Origin of the sequence: Paucibacter sp. B2R-40, assembly GCF_025717555.1 — a bacterium.
Classification (GTDB): Bacteria; Pseudomonadota; Gammaproteobacteria; order Burkholderiales; family Burkholderiaceae_C; genus Paucibacter_A.
On record NZ_JAJIRP010000007.1, the window covers coordinates 159,170 to 179,175 of the forward strand.

Annotated in this window: 24 protein-coding genes; 7 read left to right on the forward strand and 17 right to left on the reverse strand. The window is 59.5% G+C overall.

Annotated elements, in window-relative coordinates:
* Nucleotides 1–27: 27 nt before the first annotated feature.
* Nucleotides 28–2,610 (reverse strand): GspE/PulE family protein, encoded by a 2,583-nt coding sequence (locus tag LNV09_RS15515; RefSeq protein ID WP_411969296.1) that lies wholly within the window; start codon nt 2,608–2,610, stop codon nt 28–30.
* 206 nt (nt 2,611–2,816) lie between these two features.
* Between LNV09_RS15515 and pcp the strand changes: the two genes are divergently transcribed.
* Nucleotides 2,817–3,458: a pyroglutamyl-peptidase I gene (pcp, locus tag LNV09_RS15520; RefSeq protein ID WP_263557972.1), complete on the forward strand. Its 642-nt coding sequence runs from the start codon at nt 2,817–2,819 to the stop codon at nt 3,456–3,458.
* Between the two features lie 30 nt (nt 3,459–3,488).
* Here the strand turns inward: pcp and LNV09_RS15525 are convergent, their stop codons facing one another.
* Nucleotides 3,489–3,671, reverse strand: a complete 183-nt coding sequence (locus tag LNV09_RS15525) for an anti-sigma factor family protein (protein WP_505190995.1) — start codon at nt 3,669–3,671, stop codon at nt 3,489–3,491.
* Between the two features lie 177 nt (nt 3,672–3,848).
* On the opposite strand from LNV09_RS15525, the gene LNV09_RS24755 reads away from it, so the two are divergent.
* The 4 genes from LNV09_RS24755 (at nt 3,849) to LNV09_RS15545 (ending at nt 6,481) form a co-directional block, all read left to right on the forward strand.
* Nucleotides 3,849–4,205: a BufA1 family periplasmic bufferin-type metallophore gene (locus LNV09_RS24755; protein ID WP_318023300.1), complete on the forward strand. Its 357-nt coding sequence runs from the start codon at nt 3,849–3,851 to the stop codon at nt 4,203–4,205.
* 61 nt (nt 4,206–4,266) lie between these two features.
* On the forward strand, nt 4,267–5,133 hold the full coding sequence (locus LNV09_RS15535) for an MbnB/TglH/ChrH family RiPP precursor modification enzyme (RefSeq protein WP_263557974.1): 867 nt from the start codon (nt 4,267–4,269) through the stop codon (nt 5,131–5,133).
* A complete protein-coding gene (locus LNV09_RS15540; protein WP_263557975.1) occupies nt 5,130–5,909 on the forward strand; it encodes an HvfC/BufC family peptide modification chaperone in 780 nt (259 codons plus the stop codon). Before LNV09_RS15535 ends, LNV09_RS15540 begins: the two co-directional genes overlap by 4 nt.
* Nucleotides 5,910–5,974: 65 nt before the next feature.
* The gene (locus LNV09_RS15545; protein ID WP_263557976.1) at nt 5,975–6,481 is read left to right on the forward strand and encodes a DoxX family protein; all 507 of its coding nucleotides are present in this window, start codon (nt 5,975–5,977) and stop codon (nt 6,479–6,481) included.
* Here the strand turns inward: LNV09_RS15545 and tolA are convergent.
* From tolA to LNV09_RS15585, 8 genes are all read right to left on the reverse strand, one after another.
* Nucleotides 6,459–7,337 carry a cell envelope integrity protein TolA gene (gene tolA, locus LNV09_RS15550; protein WP_263557977.1) on the reverse strand — a complete coding sequence of 293 codons (879 nt, stop codon included), beginning with the start codon at nt 7,335–7,337 and terminating at the stop codon, nt 6,459–6,461. The genes LNV09_RS15545 and tolA overlap by 23 nt on opposite strands.
* A 10-nt stretch (nt 7,338–7,347) precedes the next feature.
* Entirely contained in the window at nt 7,348–7,794 is a 447-nt protein-coding gene (gene tolR / locus LNV09_RS15555; RefSeq protein WP_263557978.1) for a protein TolR, read from the reverse strand.
* Nucleotides 7,795–7,808: 14 nt separating this feature from the next.
* A complete protein-coding gene (gene tolQ / locus LNV09_RS15560; protein ID WP_263557979.1) occupies nt 7,809–8,507 on the reverse strand; it encodes a protein TolQ in 699 nt (232 codons plus the stop codon).
* Entirely contained in the window at nt 8,504–8,908 is a 405-nt protein-coding gene (locus tag LNV09_RS15565; protein WP_263557980.1) for a YbgC/FadM family acyl-CoA thioesterase, read from the reverse strand. The genes tolQ and LNV09_RS15565 overlap by 4 nt, the downstream gene beginning before the upstream one ends.
* 483 nt (nt 8,909–9,391) lie before the next feature.
* Nucleotides 9,392–10,405: a C45 family autoproteolytic acyltransferase/hydrolase gene (locus tag LNV09_RS15570; protein WP_263557981.1), complete on the reverse strand. Its 1,014-nt coding sequence runs from the start codon at nt 10,403–10,405 to the stop codon at nt 9,392–9,394.
* Entirely contained in the window at nt 10,335–10,748 is a 414-nt protein-coding gene (locus tag LNV09_RS15575; RefSeq protein ID WP_263557982.1) for a hypothetical protein, read from the reverse strand. The genes LNV09_RS15570 and LNV09_RS15575 overlap by 71 nt, the downstream gene beginning before the upstream one ends.
* 281 nt (nt 10,749–11,029) lie before the next feature.
* Entirely contained in the window at nt 11,030–11,374 is a 345-nt protein-coding gene (locus LNV09_RS15580) for a hypothetical protein (protein ID WP_263534642.1), read from the reverse strand.
* Nucleotides 11,375–11,494: 120 nt separating this feature from the next.
* A complete protein-coding gene (locus tag LNV09_RS15585; protein ID WP_263557983.1) occupies nt 11,495–11,875 on the reverse strand; it encodes a hypothetical protein in 381 nt (126 codons plus the stop codon).
* A 914-nt stretch (nt 11,876–12,789) separates the two neighbouring features.
* On the opposite strand from LNV09_RS15585, the gene LNV09_RS15590 reads away from it, so the two are divergent.
* Nucleotides 12,790–13,470 (forward strand): phage integrase N-terminal SAM-like domain-containing protein, encoded by a 681-nt coding sequence (locus LNV09_RS15590; protein WP_263557984.1) that lies wholly within the window; start codon nt 12,790–12,792, stop codon nt 13,468–13,470.
* Between the two features lie 2 nt (nt 13,471–13,472).
* Complete coding sequence (locus LNV09_RS15595) at nt 13,473–13,958, forward strand: hypothetical protein (RefSeq protein ID WP_263557985.1); 486 nt, start codon at nt 13,473–13,475, stop codon at nt 13,956–13,958.
* Here the strand turns inward: LNV09_RS15595 and LNV09_RS15600 are convergent.
* The 7 genes from LNV09_RS15600 to LNV09_RS15630 all read right to left on the reverse strand — a co-directional run bounded on the left by LNV09_RS15600 (nt 13,955) and on the right by LNV09_RS15630 (nt 19,990).
* Entirely contained in the window at nt 13,955–14,392 is a 438-nt protein-coding gene (locus LNV09_RS15600; protein WP_263557986.1) for an acyl-CoA thioesterase, read from the reverse strand. The two genes, LNV09_RS15595 and LNV09_RS15600, sit on opposite strands and share 4 nt — an antisense overlap.
* Nucleotides 14,393–14,476: 84 nt before the next feature.
* Nucleotides 14,477–15,667 carry a pyridoxal phosphate-dependent aminotransferase gene (locus tag LNV09_RS15605; RefSeq protein ID WP_263557987.1) on the reverse strand — a complete coding sequence of 397 codons (1,191 nt, stop codon included), beginning with the start codon at nt 15,665–15,667 and terminating at the stop codon, nt 14,477–14,479.
* Nucleotides 15,664–16,212: a transcription antitermination factor NusB gene (gene nusB, locus LNV09_RS15610; RefSeq protein WP_411969297.1), complete on the reverse strand. Its 549-nt coding sequence runs from the start codon at nt 16,210–16,212 to the stop codon at nt 15,664–15,666. The genes LNV09_RS15605 and nusB overlap by 4 nt, the downstream gene beginning before the upstream one ends.
* On the reverse strand, nt 16,209–16,682 hold the full coding sequence (gene ribH, locus LNV09_RS15615; RefSeq protein WP_263557988.1) for a 6,7-dimethyl-8-ribityllumazine synthase: 474 nt from the start codon (nt 16,680–16,682) through the stop codon (nt 16,209–16,211). The genes nusB and ribH overlap by 4 nt, the downstream gene beginning before the upstream one ends.
* 10 nt (nt 16,683–16,692) lie before the next feature.
* The gene (ribBA, locus tag LNV09_RS15620; protein WP_263557989.1) at nt 16,693–17,790 is read right to left on the reverse strand and encodes a bifunctional 3,4-dihydroxy-2-butanone-4-phosphate synthase/GTP cyclohydrolase II; all 1,098 of its coding nucleotides are present in this window, start codon (nt 17,788–17,790) and stop codon (nt 16,693–16,695) included.
* Between the two features lie 46 nt (nt 17,791–17,836).
* Entirely contained in the window at nt 17,837–18,979 is a 1,143-nt protein-coding gene (ribD, locus tag LNV09_RS15625) for a bifunctional diaminohydroxyphosphoribosylaminopyrimidine deaminase/5-amino-6-(5-phosphoribosylamino)uracil reductase RibD (RefSeq protein ID WP_263557990.1), read from the reverse strand.
* Between the two features lie 6 nt (nt 18,980–18,985).
* Nucleotides 18,986–19,990, reverse strand: a complete 1,005-nt coding sequence (locus tag LNV09_RS15630; RefSeq protein WP_263557991.1) for a recombination-associated protein RdgC — start codon at nt 19,988–19,990, stop codon at nt 18,986–18,988.
* Nucleotides 19,991–20,006: the final 16 nt, after the last annotated feature.

Sequence of the window (20,006 nt, forward strand, 5' to 3'; positions counted from 1 at the left end):
CGCTTGAAAACGGCCTGTCGAGCACCTTCAGGCGTTGCTGGTGGCCCGGACTTCGGCCATCGTGGTCACGCCCTGCAAAACCTTGCAGATCCCGTCTTGGCGCAAGGATCGCATGCCCTCAAACAGCGCGGTTTGCAGCAACTCCTCGGCGCGGGCACCGGTTTGTATTTGCCGGCGCAAGGTCTTGGACATCATCAAGAGTTCGTGCAGGCCGGCACGGCCCTTGAAACCGCTTTGCTCGCAGGCCTCGCAGCCGGGGCTGTGGAACTTCATCAAGCGGCCATTGCTGCCATAGTTGCCCAACCAACCCGTCAGTACCGACTCACGCGTAGGCCGCTGCTCCGCTGCAAAAGCATGCAGGTAATCATCCAGCCATTCTTCCTGGTCGGCTTCGTCCAGCGGACTGCTGATCCGGCATTGCGGGCACATACGTCGCACCAAGCGCTGCGCCAGCACGGCCAGCAAGGAGTCGGCAAAGTTAAACGGGTCCATGCCCATGTCCAAAAGCCGGGTGACGGTCTCGGCCGCGCTATTGGTGTGCAAGGTGGACATCACCATATGACCGGTCAGCGACGCCTCGACCGCAATCTCGGCGGTCTCTTCATCGCGAATTTCACCCACCATGATGACGTCCGGGTCGGCGCGCAAGAAGGCTCGCAAAGCCTTGGCAAAAGTCCACTCGATGCGCGGATTCATCTGTACCTGGCGCAGACCGGCTTGGGTGATTTCGATCGGATCTTCGGCCGTCCAGATCTTGCGGTCCGGGGTGTTGATTTCGCTCAGCGCCGAGTGCAACGTTGTGGTCTTGCCCGAACCGGTCGGGCCCACGCACAAGACCATGCCGTAAGGGCGGCTGATCGCGTATTTCAGATTCTTCAGGTTGTCGGGCGACAGGCCGAGCTTCTCCAGCGGGATGGGCTTGGACGAGGACAGCAAACGCATCACCACGTCTTCCAGGCCGTTATTGGTCGGGATCGTCGCCACCCGCAGCTCCAATTTGTGCTGGGGCGAAAAGCGGGAGAAATTGATCTTGCCGTCTTGCGGCTTGCGTCGCTCTGAGATATCCAGATCGCACATGATCTTGACCCGCGCAATCATCGCGTTGCGGTAGGTGTTGGGCAGTTCCAAATAGGGCTTCATCATGCCGTCCCGGCGAAAGCGGATCTTCAGCTTCTCGGTGCCGGGGTGGGTCTCGATATGAATATCGGACACGCCTTGCGTGCTGGCGTCAATGATCATGGTGTTGATCAGTCGAACCAGCGAGTTATCGCTTTGCTCGATCGGAGGACCTTCGTCGCGCTGGCTCTGCTCCAGGCCTTCGCGCTCCAGGGTTTCCATCAACTGGTCGGCCTTGTCGAGCGAAAAGTCCGCCTGCAAGGAAGGCAGATTCAATTCGCTGCGCGACACCGCGTCGCCGCCGAGGCGCTCATAGGCCTCGGGAATCGCGAACTGCAGCGAGCCAATCTTGGTCAAGGTCGGTGTCACCTTGAGCTGCGAGATGAATTCGATCTCGTCCAGCGCGTCGCGCCGGGTCGGGTCTTCCATCGCCACGATCAAGCGACCGTCGCGCAGCAGCAAGGGCAAAACTTCCAGACGCTTGGCGACGGCAAACGGCAGCTTGCGGATGGCATCTGGCTCGATGGCAAAGTTCTCCACGTCGACCAGCGGATAGCCCATCTTGCGCGCCAGTGCGGATTGAAGCGCCTGGCGCGTCACCACCCCATTGCGCACCAGCAACTCGCCCAAGGGCACCGAACGGTCGGCTCTTTGCAACTCGAGTGCCTGCTCAAGTTGCGCTTGGGAGATCAGGTCCAATGCCAACAAAGCCTCGCCGATGCGCACCATGGGCATGCGGGCTTGCTGCTCGATCGCCAGCATCAACTGATCGGCGCTGACGATTTGCTGCGAGACCAGAATGTCGCCCACCCGGCGCGAGCGCAGGCCTTGCTGCTCGGTGGCGGCCGCGTCGACTTGGGCCGCCGTGGCGAGCTTGTTCTTGACCAATAGATCGCCAATGCGCTCGCCAATATCGACATGGGCGAGCACTTCACGCGGAATGAACAGGCGCATCACGGAGTCGTCGTTGTCGCTGAGCGGCGAAAACAGAAACAAACCGAGCTCATCTTGAAAATGCCCAATCGTCAAACCTTGCAATTCGCCGCCACCGGCAAAGAAGAGCTTGAACTCGCTGCGCGGGCGCTGATCGAGTTGCCACTCATTGGACGCGCCGCCAGCCGCCGGGCCAATGCTGTCGTCGCTCAGCCCGCCAGTATTGATGCGTGGCGCCGCGATCACGGGCCGCAGCAACTTCAGGACCCGGAATTGCGCAAATTTGAGCGGCATCGCGTTGCGGGCGGGAGGCACCAGAATCTGCGCCAAACGCTCTCTTGGGGCCAGCGAGACCAATTGTCCGACGCTGCTGCGGTTGTTCAGCCCCAGGATCTCGCAAGGCTCGGCGGCGCCTGCAACTTGCTGGCGCGGGTAGGCGGCATAGGGCGGCACCGGCCAGCTGAATTCACGCTCGGCTTCACCATCAGTCAAGCCCAATTCCGGCAAAGCCGAGGGGCTGTCTTGATGAGGCCATTGCAGTGGGGCAGACAAGTCGATCATGCTTTCTCCGAATTCGATTGAGCGAGCCCAAGCCAGCTTGGGCGAAGCTTCTCACTTCATGCATGCTACGCGTTCGAGAGCGCAGCCAAAATGCCGAATTGAACAAGGCTGACCCGGCAGTTGTACGGTGCTTATGTTAGAAACGCCGTCTACTGGGCTTGGGCGAACCAAGCTGCAACTGGTGCAGAGCTTGAGGGACGCGCGCATTGAAGATAATTTTATTGACCGGATTTGAGCCTTTTGGCGGCGAAAGCATCAACCCTTCATGGGAAATCGCGCGGGCCTTGGATGGCCAGCAGATCGGCGGAGCCCGGGTGGTCTCGACCTGCTTGCCTTGCGTGTTTGGCGACGCCCTGACTCGCTTGAACAAGGCCCTGCTCGAGTTTCAGCCTGCGCTGGTATTGGCCCTGGGTCAAGCTGGCGGGCGCGCCGAGTTGTCCTTGGAGCGGGTAGCGATCAATATTGACGACGCTCGCATTGCCGATAACGCCGGCCAGCAGCCGATTGATGAGCCCGTGATCGCGGGCGCCGCGGCGGCCTACTTCTCGACGCTGCCGATCAAAGCCATGGTGGCTGGCTTACGGAGTGCGGGCTTCCCCGCCGGTATCTCGCAAACGGCCGGTACTTTTGTTTGCAATCATGTGTTTTATGGCCTGCAGCATTCGTTGCGAGCAGGCTCGGTGCGCAGCGGCTTCATGCATATCCCTTTGCTGCCTGAACAAGCGGCTCACTTGGCAGGACAGGCCAGCATGGCGCTGCCCACCATGGTGGAGGGAGTGCGTCTTGCACTGAAGCTGGCCTTGCGCGTCGAAACCGATTTACGCCAGTCGGGCGGCAGCATCAGCTGACAGCGTGGCGAAACTGCCTGCCGGCAGTTTTCATTCTTTGCTGCAGTCGCGCCAGCGCGCTGATGCTTGGCGCATCATTCCGAGCTGTTTTCCGAAGTTCTTACAGCCACTGCAAATCATCCAATGCGCACGAACAAGAAGGCGCTCGCCAGCACGAAGCTGACGGTCTTCTCCGGCCAGCACGATGTGTGTGATGTCTTTGCAGCTCGGCATTAATTTCACGCCCAATTTCTCCAAGTTTGTTCGGCATCCCTACGTGCCACGTATGGGTCGAACAAGATTTGTGTTCCTTACAAACGCTCTCCGGTGCTGGCTTCTTTTAGCTAAAAATTTCTTGCCAGCACGGTGTAAGGACTCAAGCACTGCTTGCGACCCAAGGGTGTCAACGGCATGATGCCTTGGCTTGGGACTCTCCAGTCAGGGTCTGCTCGCATCGAAGTTATCACTTTCTTTCCATTGGAGTCATTCATGAAATCAAGCTATCTCGTATCTTCCGCAGTCGCCGCCGCATTGGCCATGGGGCTGGTTGGCCAAGTCGCTGCGCAGGACAAGGCTGCCAAGGAGAAATGCTTCGGCATCGCGAAGGCAGGCGAAAACGATTGCTCAAATCTCAGCGGCAGCCATTCCTGCGCCGGCCAATCCAAAGTCGATATGGGCGCTGACGAATGGAAGTTTGTTGCCAAGGGCAGTTGCAAGGGCATGTCCGGCATGACTGCCGAAGAAGCCAAAGCCAAGATGAAGAAGTAAGACCGCAGCCGTGCAGACAGGCCAAGTTGAGAGGGCGCAGCGTATGGGTTCGGAGCCGCAATTGACGCAGTCGAAAGTCGGCATTGGTTGGCGCCAAGCTCATTACGATTTATTGCTGCAGAGCGCGCCTCCACTTGGTTTTTTGGAAGTGCATTCGGAAAATTTCTTTGCCGACGGTGGAGCGCCGCTGGCTGTCCTGATGGCTGGCCGCGCCCAATATCCGATCAGCTTGCACGGAGTCGGTTTGGCCCTGGGCTCGGCCTGTGGCTTGGATGCTTGGCATCTCGACCGCTTGGCGGCCTTGGTCGAGCGGGTCGAGCCGGTGCGGGTGTCGGATCACGCAAGTTTTGCACGCGTACCGGGTCAAGGCGACCTTGGCGGGCTGCATGCCAGTGATCTTTTGCCGATTGAGTTCAACCGAGCCAGCCTGGATGTGATGGTGAACCATGTGCAGCAGGTCCAAGAGCGACTGCGCCGGCAGATTTTGGTAGAAAACCTGAGCGCCTACGTCGGCTGGGACGGGGACAACATGGACGAGCCGGAGTTCTTCAATCAGCTGACGCAACGCAGTGGTTGTGGCTTGCTGCTCGATGTGAATAACCTGGTCGTGAATGCGCGCAACCGTGGCGCCAACAAGTTCGAGGCCGCACTTCAGGCCCGGGACTGGGTCGACGCCATACGCAGCGGCAGTGTCGGCGAAGTGCATTTGGCCGGGCACGCCGAATTGCCCGGCATCGTCATTGATGACCATGGCAGCCGCGTCAGCGCCGAGGTTTGGCAGGTGTTCGCTCACGCCATGCGGCGGTTTGGGCCGCTGCCCAGTTTGATCGAATGGGATACCGATGTGCCGGCGCTGGAGGTGCTGCTGAGCGAGGCCGAATGGGCCAGTCAGACAATTGCTGACTGTGCGGCGCTGGTGTCCGCATGACGGCCGCCCTGGTGTTGCGCCAACAGGCCTTGCTGGCTGCTTTGCTGGGGTCATCCTCGGCTGAAGGGGCGGGATTGATCGGCTTGCCTGGCGTGTTGAGTAGCTCTGGCGGAACGTCTCTTGAGCGCGGACTGCTGGCCTACCGGCTGAACGCGCAAGTCATGGCGGCGAAAACCTTAGGTGCGGTGTTCAAGTGTACGCAGAACGCCTTGGGCGATGAGGCCAGCTTTGCCGCGATGGCCTGGGCTTTTTGGCGCCGCTATCCACCGCTACGAGGAGACTTGGGGCAGTGGGGTGGCAGCCTGGCAGAGTTTTTAGCTGAACAAGACGGCATGCCGCAGTGGCTCAGCGATTTGGCTCGTCTTGAGTGGGCAGCTCACTGCTGCGAGCGGGCTGCGGACAGTGAGCTTGATGCGGCCTCCTTGGCTTTGTTGAGTGTTGTCGAGCCGCCAGAGCTGCGTTTGCTGTTCAGGCCTGGCGTGCAGTTGCTGAGGGTAGAGGCCCAAGCCTGGGCGCTTTGGGCCGACCAAGAGCTTGACGATGCTTCGCTGGGAGGCAGCGTTGGCCTTGTGATGGCGCGCAAGGCTTGGCGTGCGCAAGCGCATTGCTTGCAGGACGGTGAGTGGGCTCTGATGACCAGTCTGCTTGAAGGGGCCGATCTGGATTTGGCGATGCAGCAGGCATTTGCGGTTCAGGCTGATTTCGAATTCTCGGTGTGGCTGCAAGCCGCACTGCTCAATGGCTGGCTCTTGGGTGCTGAGAGTCAGTCTAAGTAAATTTTGTTTGACCGAAGCGTCGACAGGCCGCTTCCGCAAGCACCTAACGAACAAGGAAACACACCATGAAGGCGATCCTGAGCCTCGTCCTGCGCGCTCTTTGCAATCCAGGCCAAAGCTGCGGCCTTGAATCCAGCTTCCCGGAACCCTTGCGAGGTCTGCTGGCCCACGCGCAGTCTTTGGCTTTGTTGATGGCGCGGCTCTTTGTCGCGAAGGCCTTCTTTCTATCCGGGCTGACAAAAATTCACGATTGGTCGACGACGCTGGCGCTCTTCGAGACCGAATACATGACGCCTTTGTTGTCGCCCGAGCTGGCGGCCTGGATGGGCACGGGCGGTGAGCTGCTGCTGCCGGTCTTTTTGGTGCTGGGCTTGGGTGGTCGATTCGCCGCCCTTGGCCTTTCGGTCGTCAACGTGATGGCGGTGCTGAGTCTGAGCGATATTGCGCCGGCTGCATTGGTCGGCCATCAGCTCTGGGGTGTGCTGCTGCTGGCCGTGGTGCTCTGGGGGGCAGGCCGCTGGTCGCTAGACGCGCTGCTGCAGCGCAGGCTCACTCCAAAGGCTGGAAGCTAATCACCAATACCGGCGGCACTCGTCCGTCGACATCACGCGGCAGCTTCTCGGTTTTGTCGATGGCGCGCAGCACGGCCTTGTCCCACTCGGCGTCGCCGCTGGGCTTGAGCAGCTTGCGCGAGATGATGGTTCCGTCGGGCGCGACACGGACCTCAACTTCGGCCACCGGGTTGCCGTTCGGGGTGTCTGTAAAAATGATGTTAGGGCGGATGCTGGCCTTGATGCGCCCACCATAGGTCGCGGAAGGCCCCGAGCTCTTCAGTGCCGTGCCGGTGGCGTTGGGCGCACCATTGGCACCCGCCATACCTTGGATGCGGCGCAGGTTTTCTTGTCGCTGAGCGTCGAGTTTGGCTTCGGCTTGTTTGTCCAGCTTGAGCTGGTTTTCTTTCTTGTCTTTGTCGAGCTTGGCCTGCTTGAGCTTATCCTCTTTACGCTGTTCTTCCTTGCGCTGATCTTCTTTGCGTTGATCCTCTTTCAGCGCTAGTTCCCGCTTCTTGCGCTCGGCCTCAAGTTCGGCGGCGGCGCGTTTCTTTTTCTGTTCGCGGGCGATCGCAATTTCGGCATCACGTTCGGCTTGGGCGTCTTCTTCGACTGCTTTGGGCTCGGGCTTCTTAACCACCTCAGGTTCGGCTTCAGGCGCCGGTGGGACGACTTCTTTGGGGGCGGCGGCCTGCGGCACAGCCGACCATAGTTCAGCCTCAAAGGCCGGCGGCGCCTTGGTTCGCCAGTTGACACCAGCGCTCAGTGCCGTTATCAAGGCCGCGTGGGCAATGATGGCAAACACCAGGCCGCGTCCCATCAGCGGCGTTTCGGGAGGGCGCAGCGGATCGCTGTGGAGCAAAAAGAGTGAGGACATGGCCTTGTTCTTAATTGGCCGAACCGGCTGAACCGCCAGAGTTTTTGACCGCCAAGCCGACGCGTGTGATGCCGGCCGTTTGCAAGATGTCCATCACCTTGACGATGGCCTCGTACTTGACGTTTTTGTCGCCCGAGATCACGACCGGCGTGGCCGCATCACCTGCTTGCGCCTGCTTGACCCGCTCGGCGAGTTGCTTGAGGGTCAGTGGGCTGGCTTCTTCTTTGTCCAGCTTGAGTTTGAGCTTTTCGTCCGCGCCGACGATGACATGAATTACATGCTCGGGCTGGGCGCGGCTTTTCCCCACGCTGGGCAGGTCAACCAGGCCGGTCGTGATCATGGGCGCACTGACCATGAAGATGATCAGGAGCACCAACATCACGTCGATGAAGGGCACCATATTGATCTCGTTGATGGTGCGGCGGCGGCGTGAGCCGCGGGAGCTGATGGCTGCCATAGCTAAAGGCCGACTCAGCGGTTGGCCGAGCCGGCGGGCGCGGCTTGGGCGGCGTTGCGCTGCAAGATATTGGAGAACTCTTCAATGAAGGACTCCAGCGTGATCGCGCTGCGGTCGATCTGCCGGGCAAAACGGTTGTAGGCCAGGACCGCAGGAATGGCTGCAAACAGGCCAATCGCGGTGGCCACCAGGGCCTCGGCGATGCCCGGTGCTACCGTGGCCAAGGTCACCTGCTGCACATTGGACAGGCCAACGAAGGCGTGCATGATGCCCCAGATGGTGCCAAAGAGGCCTACATAGGGCGATACCGAGCCGACCGAAGCGAGGAAGGATAGATTGCTTTCCATCGCGTCCAACTCGCGCTGAAAGCTCGCTCGCATCGCGCGCCGGGCGCCGTCCAGCAAGGCGCCGGCTTCGGTGACGCGGCGCTCGCGTGACTTCAAGAACTCACGCATGCCGGAAGCAAAAATGCGCTCCAGCGGGGCGCCGTCCGGCTTGGTGGAGACCGCGCTGAACAAGTCGTTGAGGTTTTTGCCGGACCAGAACTCCTGCTCAAATGCCTCGTTACTGGAGTTGATGCGCGAGAGTGAAATCAGCTTGCTGAAGATCACGCTCCAGCTGGCCAGCGAGACCAGCAGCAGGGCAGCGATCACCATCTGTACGGTCAGGCTGGCATGGGCGATCAGGGAAACAATCGACAGGTCTTGATTCATGGATTCAGGGAAGTGAGGGCCTGGGTCAAGGAGGCGGGAATGCGGGTGGCTTGTAAATTGCCTTGTTGTGCTTGGCTGCTCTGGAAATGCACGCAGCCGATGCGGATCTCGCCCTCGGCCAGCAAGCGCTCGCCACAAAAGGCTTGCTGGAACAGCAACATGCTGGCGCGGCCGAGGCTGCGTACTTCGACGCTGACCTGTAGCAAATCGTCCAGCCGCGCTGGGCTCAGATAGCGCAGCTGTGTGCTGCCGACGACGAACATCACGCCGTCTTGCAAGCGCATCAACTCCTGCGAGAAGCCGAGTTCGCGCAGCCATTCGGTGCGCGCGCGCTCGAAGAATTTCAAATAATTGGCATAGAAAACCACGCCGCCGGCGTCATTGGACCGGCGTGGTGACACGGCATGGACATTCGGCGAAGGCCTTGATTTCAAATGATTTTTTACAAGTTCGCAAATGTCCATGGGCGGGCCGGATTCTCGCTCATTTTTGTCAAGTATGTCCATGGCCTGACGGTTGGCTCTGAGCTTGGTTAGATGCAGCCAATAGTTGCTTGCACTTGGCTGCAAATTCACCAGGCGAACCACTAGGTCCTGAGTCTTGTGGGTGAGAACATCGGTCTGCACACAAGCTTCCATAAGTAAAGAGGATATGGCGTCTCGCTGAGCTCTAAGGTTCGGGAAGGTTTCATACGCACTGCGGCATTGCTGCCTCTGCCTATGTAGGCGTTGTCTCTCTGTGGGGCGCGCCCGTCGCCTTGGCTGGATAGGTAAGTCTGGATATCCGTCATTAGGCCTGGAAAGCGCTGTGGTCATCGACTTTGCCCGAATCGAAGGGCATGAGCCAGCAATCCAGCGATCGGCGATTTCGCGCGATCGGGGACATCATTCGGTAACTTGCTGCCGCTGGGAGCCGACCCAATTTGAATTGACTGAACCCGCTTCGGCTAGCCAATGTGAATCGGAACATGCGGCCAATCTGAATCGGAACAAGTGGCCACGTTCAATCGGAACAGCTGAATGAATTGAAACGGGAATGGGCGGATTTTTCGGCCCGAAATACGCAGCCAGAGTTGGCTCGGCCAAGTCGGGGTGGGAAACCGCGCTGTACACAGTCGATGATTTCTGATTACGGCGATAGAGTGGAGGCCGCAGGAAGCTTGCGGTCAGATTCTCGAGCGTCATCTCAGGGTCTTCAAGCGCTAGTAGTGCGGTTTGCTGCCGCAGGACCGTTTCTGTCGTATCTGCTGTTCCTATCGGCGCATGGTGTTCTTGATGTTTTGTGCAGACCGCGACCTTTGAGACCGCCGGGATTCGGTCGGGACCAAGGAACAGCGTGGCGTATTCACCCGACGCATCAAGTAGCGTTACGTTCTGCGAGAGTGCTATCGGTATGCGACAAAGGGCTTCGATGCCTTCGGCCACAGAACTACAGGTTTCGAGCACGTAGCGCAGTATCAGAATGATTGAGAAGCCAAGGCCCTGAGCGCGGCTGCCACCAAAGGTTGCGCTTGCAACAAGGCCTGCGGCATTCATGCCATCAAGGCAACCGCCCCACGGCCTTTGAGCCTTGGAGACTACCTCGCGGCCGAACCAGGAAGTCGACTCGAAGTGGCCCGAGACGGTCTGGATTGGGAAGTCATAGTTTCGGACCAGAGCTGGACCTTCACTCCCAAGCCATACGGCCTGTGTGCAACCGAGCCGCAAGGGTGGCGGCCGATAGTGGCTGAGAATTTGGTGTGCCAATTCATCATCGCCGACCAGGTCGCAAACATGATCGTAGGAGGTAAGTAGCTCGGGCATGTGCTTGCGCAAGGCTCCCCTGCACTCAATCGAACTCGATGGCGAGCCGCAACGTTTTGCCGTCTCCTTCAGCGGTTGCATCTTGATGACCGACACGGATCCGCTCGTAGTTGAACGTGCCGATGAGCATTTCGGTCTCCTCGGCCGAAATGTCCCGAACTACGCGCGACAGCGCGATAGCTTCCTGATCCGACATGTCTATCTCGTCGATCGCGTTTCGAGCGACGTTCTTCAGATACCGGAGCTTCGAGGACTGAGTACAGGAGAGCACCGCGAGTACGGACTCGTTGATCAACTTGAACTGAGCATCTGTCAGATGCTCGATTGCGTCCGCGTGTTCTTGCAGAACCGCGGACATCTCGCGTAGTGCGCCTTCAACTCTAGCCTGCTGGCGCGTCGCTGCAAGTGACTTGGCGAGTACTGGGACCAGCGGTGCCAAGAGGGCAGCCGTTGGGGAGAGGGCCGCTGACGCAGCTGCAGCGAGAGTTAAGCCCGCCTCGACGCCGGGACTTCCTGCGACTCGCTCAAGTGCTGATGGGCGGTGAGGTGCGGACATGAGATGCCTAACGTCGAAGTTGAGCCGCGAGCGGCGGCTGGGCGCGGAAGGCCCAGAATGAAATGAGGGCCTGTAGAGACCAGCCGTTGCGAGGCGGCTCGAACGCCAGGTTAGGCCGCATTTTTCTGAATCGAGCCATTTGGTGGATTGAGACTTTTCATTGCTTACTGCATTGGCAGTTGTGGATTGCGCCGACGGAGCAAGCTGATTGCCCACGTACCGGCAACTAGAGCTGCGAACCAGATCGCCAAGTTCGCTGCCATTGCCTTGGGCAACAGCGTGTCGACACTCAGCAGAACACCAAGAAGATCTACAGACCCAGCAGGAGAAACTCCGGGCCCGTCAACGATGAACGGAACTGGCCAGCCGCCGGTGAGAAATGAACACTCATTTTCACAGCCGACCATACCAAGTTCAGTAGCGCTGACTCGCCCTGGAACAATCGTTGAAACGAGTGTCGCAACAGTCGCGACCGCGAAGAGAAGGAACATCTTGCGGAATCGGAGCATCTTGGATTCCTTGCGGCCTAACGTTGAAGCTGAGCGGCCGCAGCCAGCTGGGCGCGCGGAGCTGAAAATATACAGGCAGCGTAGCGCGGCCAGCTGGCGAAGGTCAACTCGAGCGACTGGTTAGGGATCTTGGTGGAGGAAATAGCTGGCATAGAAATCTCTCGCATCTTCCCAGTCTGGCTCAAAAGCTTCCAGGCAATGGCGGTATACCCGTTCTGCATTCCAGTCGTTTCGCGCAATGGCAGTATGACACCGCGATTCGTATTCATGCTTGATGTTCGGCCAACCCAACGCATGCATGCAAACTTCAATGAATTCAACCGGCGCGCGGCCAGGCAACTCGAGAAAGACAGCTTCGAACTCCGCCTGCAAATGAGGATGCGCTTTGATGATTGAAATCGCGGCATCCGCGAAAGGCAAAACATCAGACGCATTGAAGGACTCGGCTAGCTTCAACTCAGCGGCGTCGGCGAGTTTTACGATGTGTTCTGGTGGGATCAATTGGGAGAGCCCTAACGTTTGAGATGAGAGGCGGTGCCCGGCTTGCCGGGCGACGTCCTCTCGATTGAAGGGTTAGGCCTCAGTTGGTACCTGTACATGCGCTAGACCCGGCACACGGCTTGCACTCTACGGCCGCCCGATATGACTCGGCAAGCTCGACGAGGACAGGGATGAACTCCCGAACACTACCTGCCTGTGGAACTTGCATAACAAAGAAGTTGACGGTATTTGGCGCAGGAAAATAGACAGCCAACTCAGCGCCGCCGTTGCTATACCCGGTGTACTGCCATAGCTCGCCTCGGGCGCCAGACTTTGAGCGTACGCCTTGCAAGCGAGCCGCCTTGATGCTCTCCGTGCCTGCACGGTACATCTGAATGACCTGATCGACTTGCTCAGTGATTCGAGTGGAGTCGGGTCGAGTACCCGAAGAAGTTATGGGACGTGTGTAGATGGCAACCGGAGCGGACTGCCACGTTGTCCCGTTGGGAAAGAAGACCATTGGCACGCCATCCTTTTCTCCGACCTTGTTGTCCATGGTCCAACCACTAGGCGCATCGAAGTAATAGCAGTGGTCCGCACCGTGTGCATAGCCTGACATAGCGAACGCCTGACTACCAATCGTGAGAAGCGAAGTGACGGCGAGCGCGCGAATGAGCATTTCTGAGGCCTAACGTTGATTAGGGCGCAGTGCGCCCATATTCGATTCCAAGCCTATAAAAGGCTCAATGTAGTGCGCCCACTGTCGGTTATGGGCGCACTGCTTGGGTATGCGCCCATAACCGACAGTGGGCGCAGCGGAGACCGGCTTGGCGTCAAATTCCACAATCGTGCGCGGCAAAGCTTTTCCTTGAAGAATAACTTTGTGGCACATAGACTGTATGAATATACAGTCACTGAACTTGGCGTCTAAGCCCATGTCTACCTCCGCCAGCCCGACATTTGGATTCTCCAAAGTAAAAGTCCGCCGTAGTTTGCCGCCGTTGCTATCTAGTCGTCTCCTAGATCAAGTTCGTGAGCGAATCAGATACTTGCACTACAGCGACCGCACCGAGGAGGCCTATGTCCATTGGATTCTAAGTTATGTCCGTTTTCACCACAAACGACATCCGGCCGAGATGGGCCAAGCGGAGGTCGTGGCTTACTTAACTTGGTTGTCCAATGAGCGAAAAGTGGCAGCCAATACACACCGCTTGGCTTTGGCGGCGTTGCTATTCATGTACCGGGACGTATTGGGCCAGGACTTGCCGTGGATGTTTGAACTTGATCGACCAAAGATCAATCGCCGCTTAACCGAGTTGTTGGCCACGACCGAAGACTACATCTTGTCTCTTGGTGATGATGTGCAGCGCAAGGAGTTGAGGATTTACGCTGCATTCAAACGGCTCAAGAATTTTGCGACGATTGTTTTGCAAAAAAACCGACTGCTTCTTTACCTGCATTTGAAGCCCAAACAGTTGGGGCCATTGCCGCCCAACGCCCGTGACGTGGGTGAAATAGGGCATTGGGGTACCGGTGATCTTGAGGTCTCGCTGGTGGCGCAGGCCGATCTGGACGCAGTGAAGCCTCTGATCATGATGGCGTACGAGGGGCGGTGAGCATGAGTTCCTTTTCGGCTCAGCAGATTGACGCCTTTGTTGCCTCAATTGAGCAGTGGCGCTCCGCGTATCACCGTGCGCGCCTTCACTTTGTTGCTGTCGAGTCGGGGCCGCACCTTCTGATCGTTGCCGCACGTATTCTCTTGTTGGCCATCGGAGACGAGACTCCTAAGAGAAGTTTTCGCGCCGGGCGCATTGTGGCCGGCGAGTGGGAACTGCCCAGCGCTACTGATGGCCTTGAAGAGGTCTTGGCTGCATTGATGAGCGCGGAGGGCTTTGGGGTTCTGGTTATGACGCGGGAGGGCCTTGTCCGCACACTTGATCAAATCCCTTTCTATCCCGACGCGGATACGCTTTTTGAACGTGGCGTTGAAGCCGCTAACGACAAGCAGCAAAAGCGGAAGGCTGTGCTGGCAGGTCAGCCCGTGCAAGAGGGTCTAGTTGCCTCGCTGGTCGGTTCTGGCCAGACTCATACCGAGCAAATCTAGACCCCCGAGCCGAAAGGTTCTTCAAGCTCAGGCAGGACCATAGGCCGACCTCGTTCGTTCAAGGCTGCGCCAGTCACGACTGCGTTCAACATCAACTTGTTGTCCGGCAAACGATAGATTGACTGATTGAATGCGAGGCGGAGCCGTCCCTTTCGCTCAAACGCAGTCCGAACGACGAAGGAATCTCCGCTTGTCAGGGATGCTTTGAAGTCGGCCTCGATGCGGGTCACAACCAAGTCAATGCTGCGCTTGGCCAGTTCCGCAAAGCTGATGCCCAAGCTTTGAAGCAACTCATGCCGAGCGTGCTCCAGGTAGTTGAGGTAAACGGCGTTGTTAACGACATGCCCCATGTCGCATTCGTAGTCACGAACCTTCAGCTCAAGGTCCATCGCTGCATACGGTGCCGGCAGTCTCTGCTCGGATTTATTGCTCATCACGCTGCTAGCATGTCCATACCCCCAACACGCGCGTATCGGTATCTTCCCAATAGACACGCATCTCGCGTTTGAATGGGGGCTTCATGAACGCGCCGCCAAAAAGGATGTCAAACGAGCCACGGCTTCTTGCAAGTCGGCCATGCTGCTGGCGAAGGACAGGCGCATCCAGGACTCGGTGCCGGCGCGGCCAAAGTCACGTCCCGGCGTCAGCGCGATCTGGGTTTTGTGCATCAACTCGAAAGCTAAATCCCAGCTGTTGGCACAGACCTCGGCGCAGTCAAACCAGACATAAAAAGCGCCGTCCGGCATGACCGGCACTTTGAAGCCCAGCGCTTGCAAGGCCGGCACGATGAAATCGCGGCGCTCGCGCAGAGTCTCGCGACGACGCTCGAACTCGGCAATGGAGGCCGGCTCGAAACAGGCCAGGGCGGCATACTGGGCAATGCTGGAGGCGCAAATGAACAAGTTCTGCGTAAGCTTCTCGATCGGCGCGACCATGCCGGGCGGCAGCACCAACCAACCCAGCCGCCAACCGGTCATCCCGAAGTACTTGGAAAAGCTGTTGACCGAGATGATGTCCTCACCAAACTCCAGGGCGCTGCGCTGAAAGCGTGCGTCGAAACTCAGCCCTAGATAGATCTCGTCCACGATGGTGATGCCGCCGCGTGATCGTACCGCTTCGACGATCGCTTGCAACTCCTGCGGGGCAATCGAGGTGCCGGTCGGGTTGCTGGGGGAGGCCAGCAAGACGGCGCGGGTGTTGACGTCCCAGGCGGCTATGACTTGCTCGGCGCTTGGCTGAAAGCGCTGTTCCGGCCCACAGGTCAGCAGCACTGGCAAGGCATCAACGGCCGCCACAAAGTGACGATTGCAGGGGTAGCAGGGGTCGGGCATCAGCACCCGGTCGCCGCCCTCGAACAAGGCCAGGCAAGCGAGTTGCAAAGCGGCCGATGCGCCGGCGGTGATGACGATGCGTTCTGGTGCAATGCTCAAGCCAAAGCTTTGCAAATACCAGGCTGACAAGGCTTCACGCAGTACCGGCAGGCCGGTGGCAGCGGTGTACTGGGTCAGGCCAGCTTTGATGCAGGCCTGGCCGGCTGCTTGCACGGCGGGTGGCGCCACGAAATCGGGTTCGCCGATATTGAGGTAAATCATCCGCCGCCCGCCCTGGGCGGCGTCGCACAAGGGACCGCGGGCAATCTCTGCTGCCGACTTGGCGCACTCCATCACATAAAAGGGCTCGATTTGGTCGAGCCGACCCGCCAGCTTCATTTCAGAGCGTCGGGCGCCGCTGCTTGAACGGTGTTTTGCTTGGCGTTACGGGCCGCCACTTCCACGGGCCGCAGATCCACGGCTGAGCGGTCGAGCACACCGTTGACATATTTATGGCCGTCGGTGCCGCCAAAAGACTTGGCCAATTCGACCGCTTCGTTGATGACGACGCGGTAGGGGATGTCCATGCAATGCTTGAGCTCGTAGGCGCCAATCATTAGCACGCCATGCTCGATCGGCGATAGCTCGGTGGTCTTGCGGTCCACATGGCGGGCCAGTACGGCGTCTAGATCGGCGGCTTCGAGAATGCAGCCATTGAGCAACGCGTCAAAGTGGGCGCGGTCAACCTTGTCGAACTCATCCAACTCGCGCATATGGGCGTCGATGGTGGCGACATCGTCTCCAGTCACCAGCCATTGGTAGAGCCCTTGCAGCGCGGCTTCGCGTGAGCGGCGGCGGGCTGACTTGGCTTGCGGGCGCTTGGCGCTTGGTTTTGCAGCCGCCTTATCTTCAGTCTTGGCGATGTTCTTGGCGTTTGTGCTCACTGCAGTTCTTCCATCAAATTGGCCATCTCGACCGCCACACGTGCCGCGTCACGGCCTTTTTCCTCGGCGCGCGCCCAGGCTTGTTCTTCGTTCTCGACCGTCAATATCGCATTGGCGATCGGAATCTGGTTGTCGAGTGAAACCCGTGTGACCGCCGCACCGCTCTCGTTGGCGACCAATTCGAAGTGATAGGTTTCACCGCGAATGACGCAGCCCAGCGCGACCAAGGCGTCATAGTCCTCGCTATCGGCCATCGCATTGAGTGCGATCGGGATTTCGAGTGCGCCGGGTACGGTGACGTGCCGAATATGGTGTGCGCTAACGCCCAGCAGCCTCAGCTCCGCCACGCAGGCTTCAGCCAGGCGACTCGTGATAGCGTCATTGAATCTTGCCTGCACGATGCCGATGCGCAGGTCTTGCCCATTCAAAGCAGCCTGCGATTTAGGTGCCCCTTGGTCAGATGCTTGCAATTGCGCGTCCTCAGTTCTTGTTGTTGGGGGCCACAAAGCCGGTGACTTCGAGGCCATAGCCGGTCATGCTGGGCATGCGCCTTGGGCTGCCGAGCAAACGCATTTTGTGCACACCCAGATCACGCAGGATTTGGGCGCCCACACCATAGGTGCGCAGATCCATCACCTTGGGCGCAGCCTGCTGCGGCTCTGCATTCAAGCGGGCCAGCAGGCCAGCCGCCTCTTCGCCGCAATTCAGCAGCACGGCCACGCCGCAGGGCGCGCGCTTGAGTTCGGCCAAGGCTTGCTGCAGCGGCCAGGCGTGGCCACTGTTGCCGGCGTCCAGCAGGTCCAAAATCGACAGCGGCTCATGCACCCGCACCAGTACATCATCTTCGGCATTCCATGAGCCATGGCTGAGAGCCAGGTGGACGCCGCCGGTGCGGTCGGTGTAGGCGGCACAGCTGAATTCGCCTTGATGCGTCAAAAGCTTGCGCTCGGACAGGCGTGTGACCAGCGATTCATTGCGGCTGCGGTGCTCGATCAGCGCGGCGATCGTGCCAATTTTGAGTCCATGCTCTTTGGCGAACTCGATCAAATCCGGCAGACGGGCCATGGTGCCATCGTCCTTCATGATCTCGCAGATCACGGCGGCCGGCTCCAAACCCGCCATGCGAGCGAAGTCGCAACCGGCCTCGGTGTGACCGGCACGCATCAGCACGCCGCCGTCTTGCGCCTGCAGCGGAAAGATGTGACCCGGTTGTACCAAATCACGCGCTTCGGCCCCGCGCGCCACGGCTGCTTGTACGGTGCGCGCACGGTCTGCGGCGGAGATGCCGGTGGTCACGCCGGTGGCCGCCTCGATCGATACCGTGAAGGCGGTGGCATGCTTGGTGCCGTTGCGGCTGGCCATGGGAGGCAGCTGCAGGCGCTCGCAGCGTTCGCGCGTCAGGGTCAGGCAGATCAGGCCGCGGCCAAATTTGGCCATGAAGTTGATGGCTTCGGGGGTGACATGTTCGGCAGCTAAAACGAGGTCACCCTCGTTCTCGCGATCTTCTTCGTCAACCAGGATAACCATGCGGCCGGCGGCCATCTCGGCAACCAGCTCGGAAACAGGTGATATGGGCATAAACCCGATTGTAAAGGGCGGCGCTCGGTGATTCGGCAAGGGAGGGCTAATCTCGGTGCGGACGGGCGCGCAGCCGCAAGTCTTCGCCGATCATGCTGCAGTCGATCCAGTGCCAGGACTGTACCTGTTGCAGTGATTCAAACGGCCCAAGTGCAGCCATCTCAAGGCCTGCGCCCAATAGTTTGGGTGCCATATAGACCAGCAATTCGTTGACCAATCCTTCGCGCAGCAGCGAGCCATTGAGTTTGTGACCGGCCTCGACGTGCAGTTCGTTGATGCCGCGTGCGCCAAGGTCGTCGAGTACGGCGCCGAGGTCCACCTTGGCTCCTGCACCTGCCAGATTGACCAACTCGGCGCCGCCGACGCGCAGCGCCTGGGCATGCTGGGCTTGGGACTGAGGATCGACAGCGCAATAAATCAAAACCTCGCCGGGCGGGGCCAGCAGGCGTGCGTCGGTGGGCGTCTCCAGGCGCGAATCGATCACGACGCGCAGCGGCTGCAAGGCCGCCGGCACCAGGCGAACATCCAGTCTGGGGTTGTCGTCGCGCAAAGTGCCAATGCCAGTTAGCACCGCGCCAGCGCGACGGCGCCAAGCGTGGCCATCGGTTCGGGCAGGGCTGCCGGTGATCCATTGGCTGACGCCGTTTGGCAAAGCGGTGCGGCCATCCATCGAGGTGGCGATCTTCATGCGCACAAAGGGTCGGCCGGTCTGCATGCGGGAGAAGAAGCCGATATTCAGTTCGCGAGCTTCATCCGCCAAAAGGCCAACGCTGGTTTGCTTGCCGGCCGCAGCCAAGCGAGCGAGACCTTGGCCTGCAACTTGCGGGTTAGGATCTGCAATTGCGGCCACCACACGGGACAATCCGGCCGCGATCAAGGCATCGCAGCAAGGTGGGGTGCGGCCATGGTGCGAGCAGGGCTCGAGCGTGACAAAGGCGGTCGCCCCAAACCGCTGCAGACTTTGCAGGTCGGTGCCACGCGCCTGTGCGTCTCGCAGCGCCATCACCTCGGCATGCGGGCCACCCGCCGCCTGGGTATGACCGCTGCCCAGCAATCGACCGTCTGCTGCCACGATCACACAGCCGACGCGCGGATTGGGGTCGCTCAGTCCGATTGCCGCTTCGGCCAGCGCCAGCGCGTGGCGCATGGCGCTCACATCATCGGCAAAAAAAATCGGGCTGGCTGGCATGAGAACTCAGTCCCAGGGGGCCGGTTCGGCGTCGGCCGACTTAGGCTCAGGCTCAGGCTCTTGTTCCGGGGCGCTCGGCGTAGAAGGTCGCTCAGCCAAGGCAGCTCCGGCGGCCAAAAAGTCATGCTCACCGCCCAGACCATCGATCAACTCGGGGATCAGCTTGCATAGCTCACCGGTGGCGATGGCCGCGTCGGCGTCAAAGGCTTCGTCCTTGTCGCCGGACTCACGGCCTTCGAACACCACGTCCAAGAAACTGATCTTCTTGATCTGCAAGGTGTCGGTGAGCATGAAGGACACCCGGTCCCGCCAGCTCATGGCCAAGCGTGTCGGCGACTTGCCGCCGGTCAGGTGTTGGCGGACCTCCTCGATATCGAGTGAGTGGCGCGCATAGCGCACCACCGACTTCATCTCGTCCACGCTCTTGAGCTCGCATTCCCGATCGATGGTGAAGCCCTCAGGTGGAACACCGTCCATCAACCATGCGGCCATGCAACTGGCTGGCGCCTCGGCGGTTTGGATCAGATGCAGATTGAGTCCCGGCAGTTCCTTGATCAACAAGGTCACCACTTCTTCGGCCCGACCTGCACTGCCGGCATCGATCATCAACAGGTGCTGCGCCGGCGCGATCCAGACCCGTATGGCAGATTGCTTGGTGAAGGCCATGGGCAACAGCTCCAGCGTCGCTTGCTCCTTCAGGTCTTTGGTCTGCTTTTTGCCGGGTTTGCGGCCGGTTTCGGCCTCAATGCGCTCGGCCATTTCATCGGTGCGGCGTTTCACCACCGAACTGGGCAGCACACGCTGCTCGATCATCAACTTGAGCAACCAATGGCCACCAATGTCCTCAATCAAGGGGGCATGCTCAATGCCGCGCGGCGGCGCCCAACCCATCGACTGCTGCTGGGTCGCGCCGGTTTCCACAAAAGTCGTTTTGGCCAGGCTGTCTTCGATTTGTTCGACCGTGGGCTGCCAATCAAGGCCTACGCGGTACACCATCAAGTTCTTGAACACTGCAGACAATCCTTGT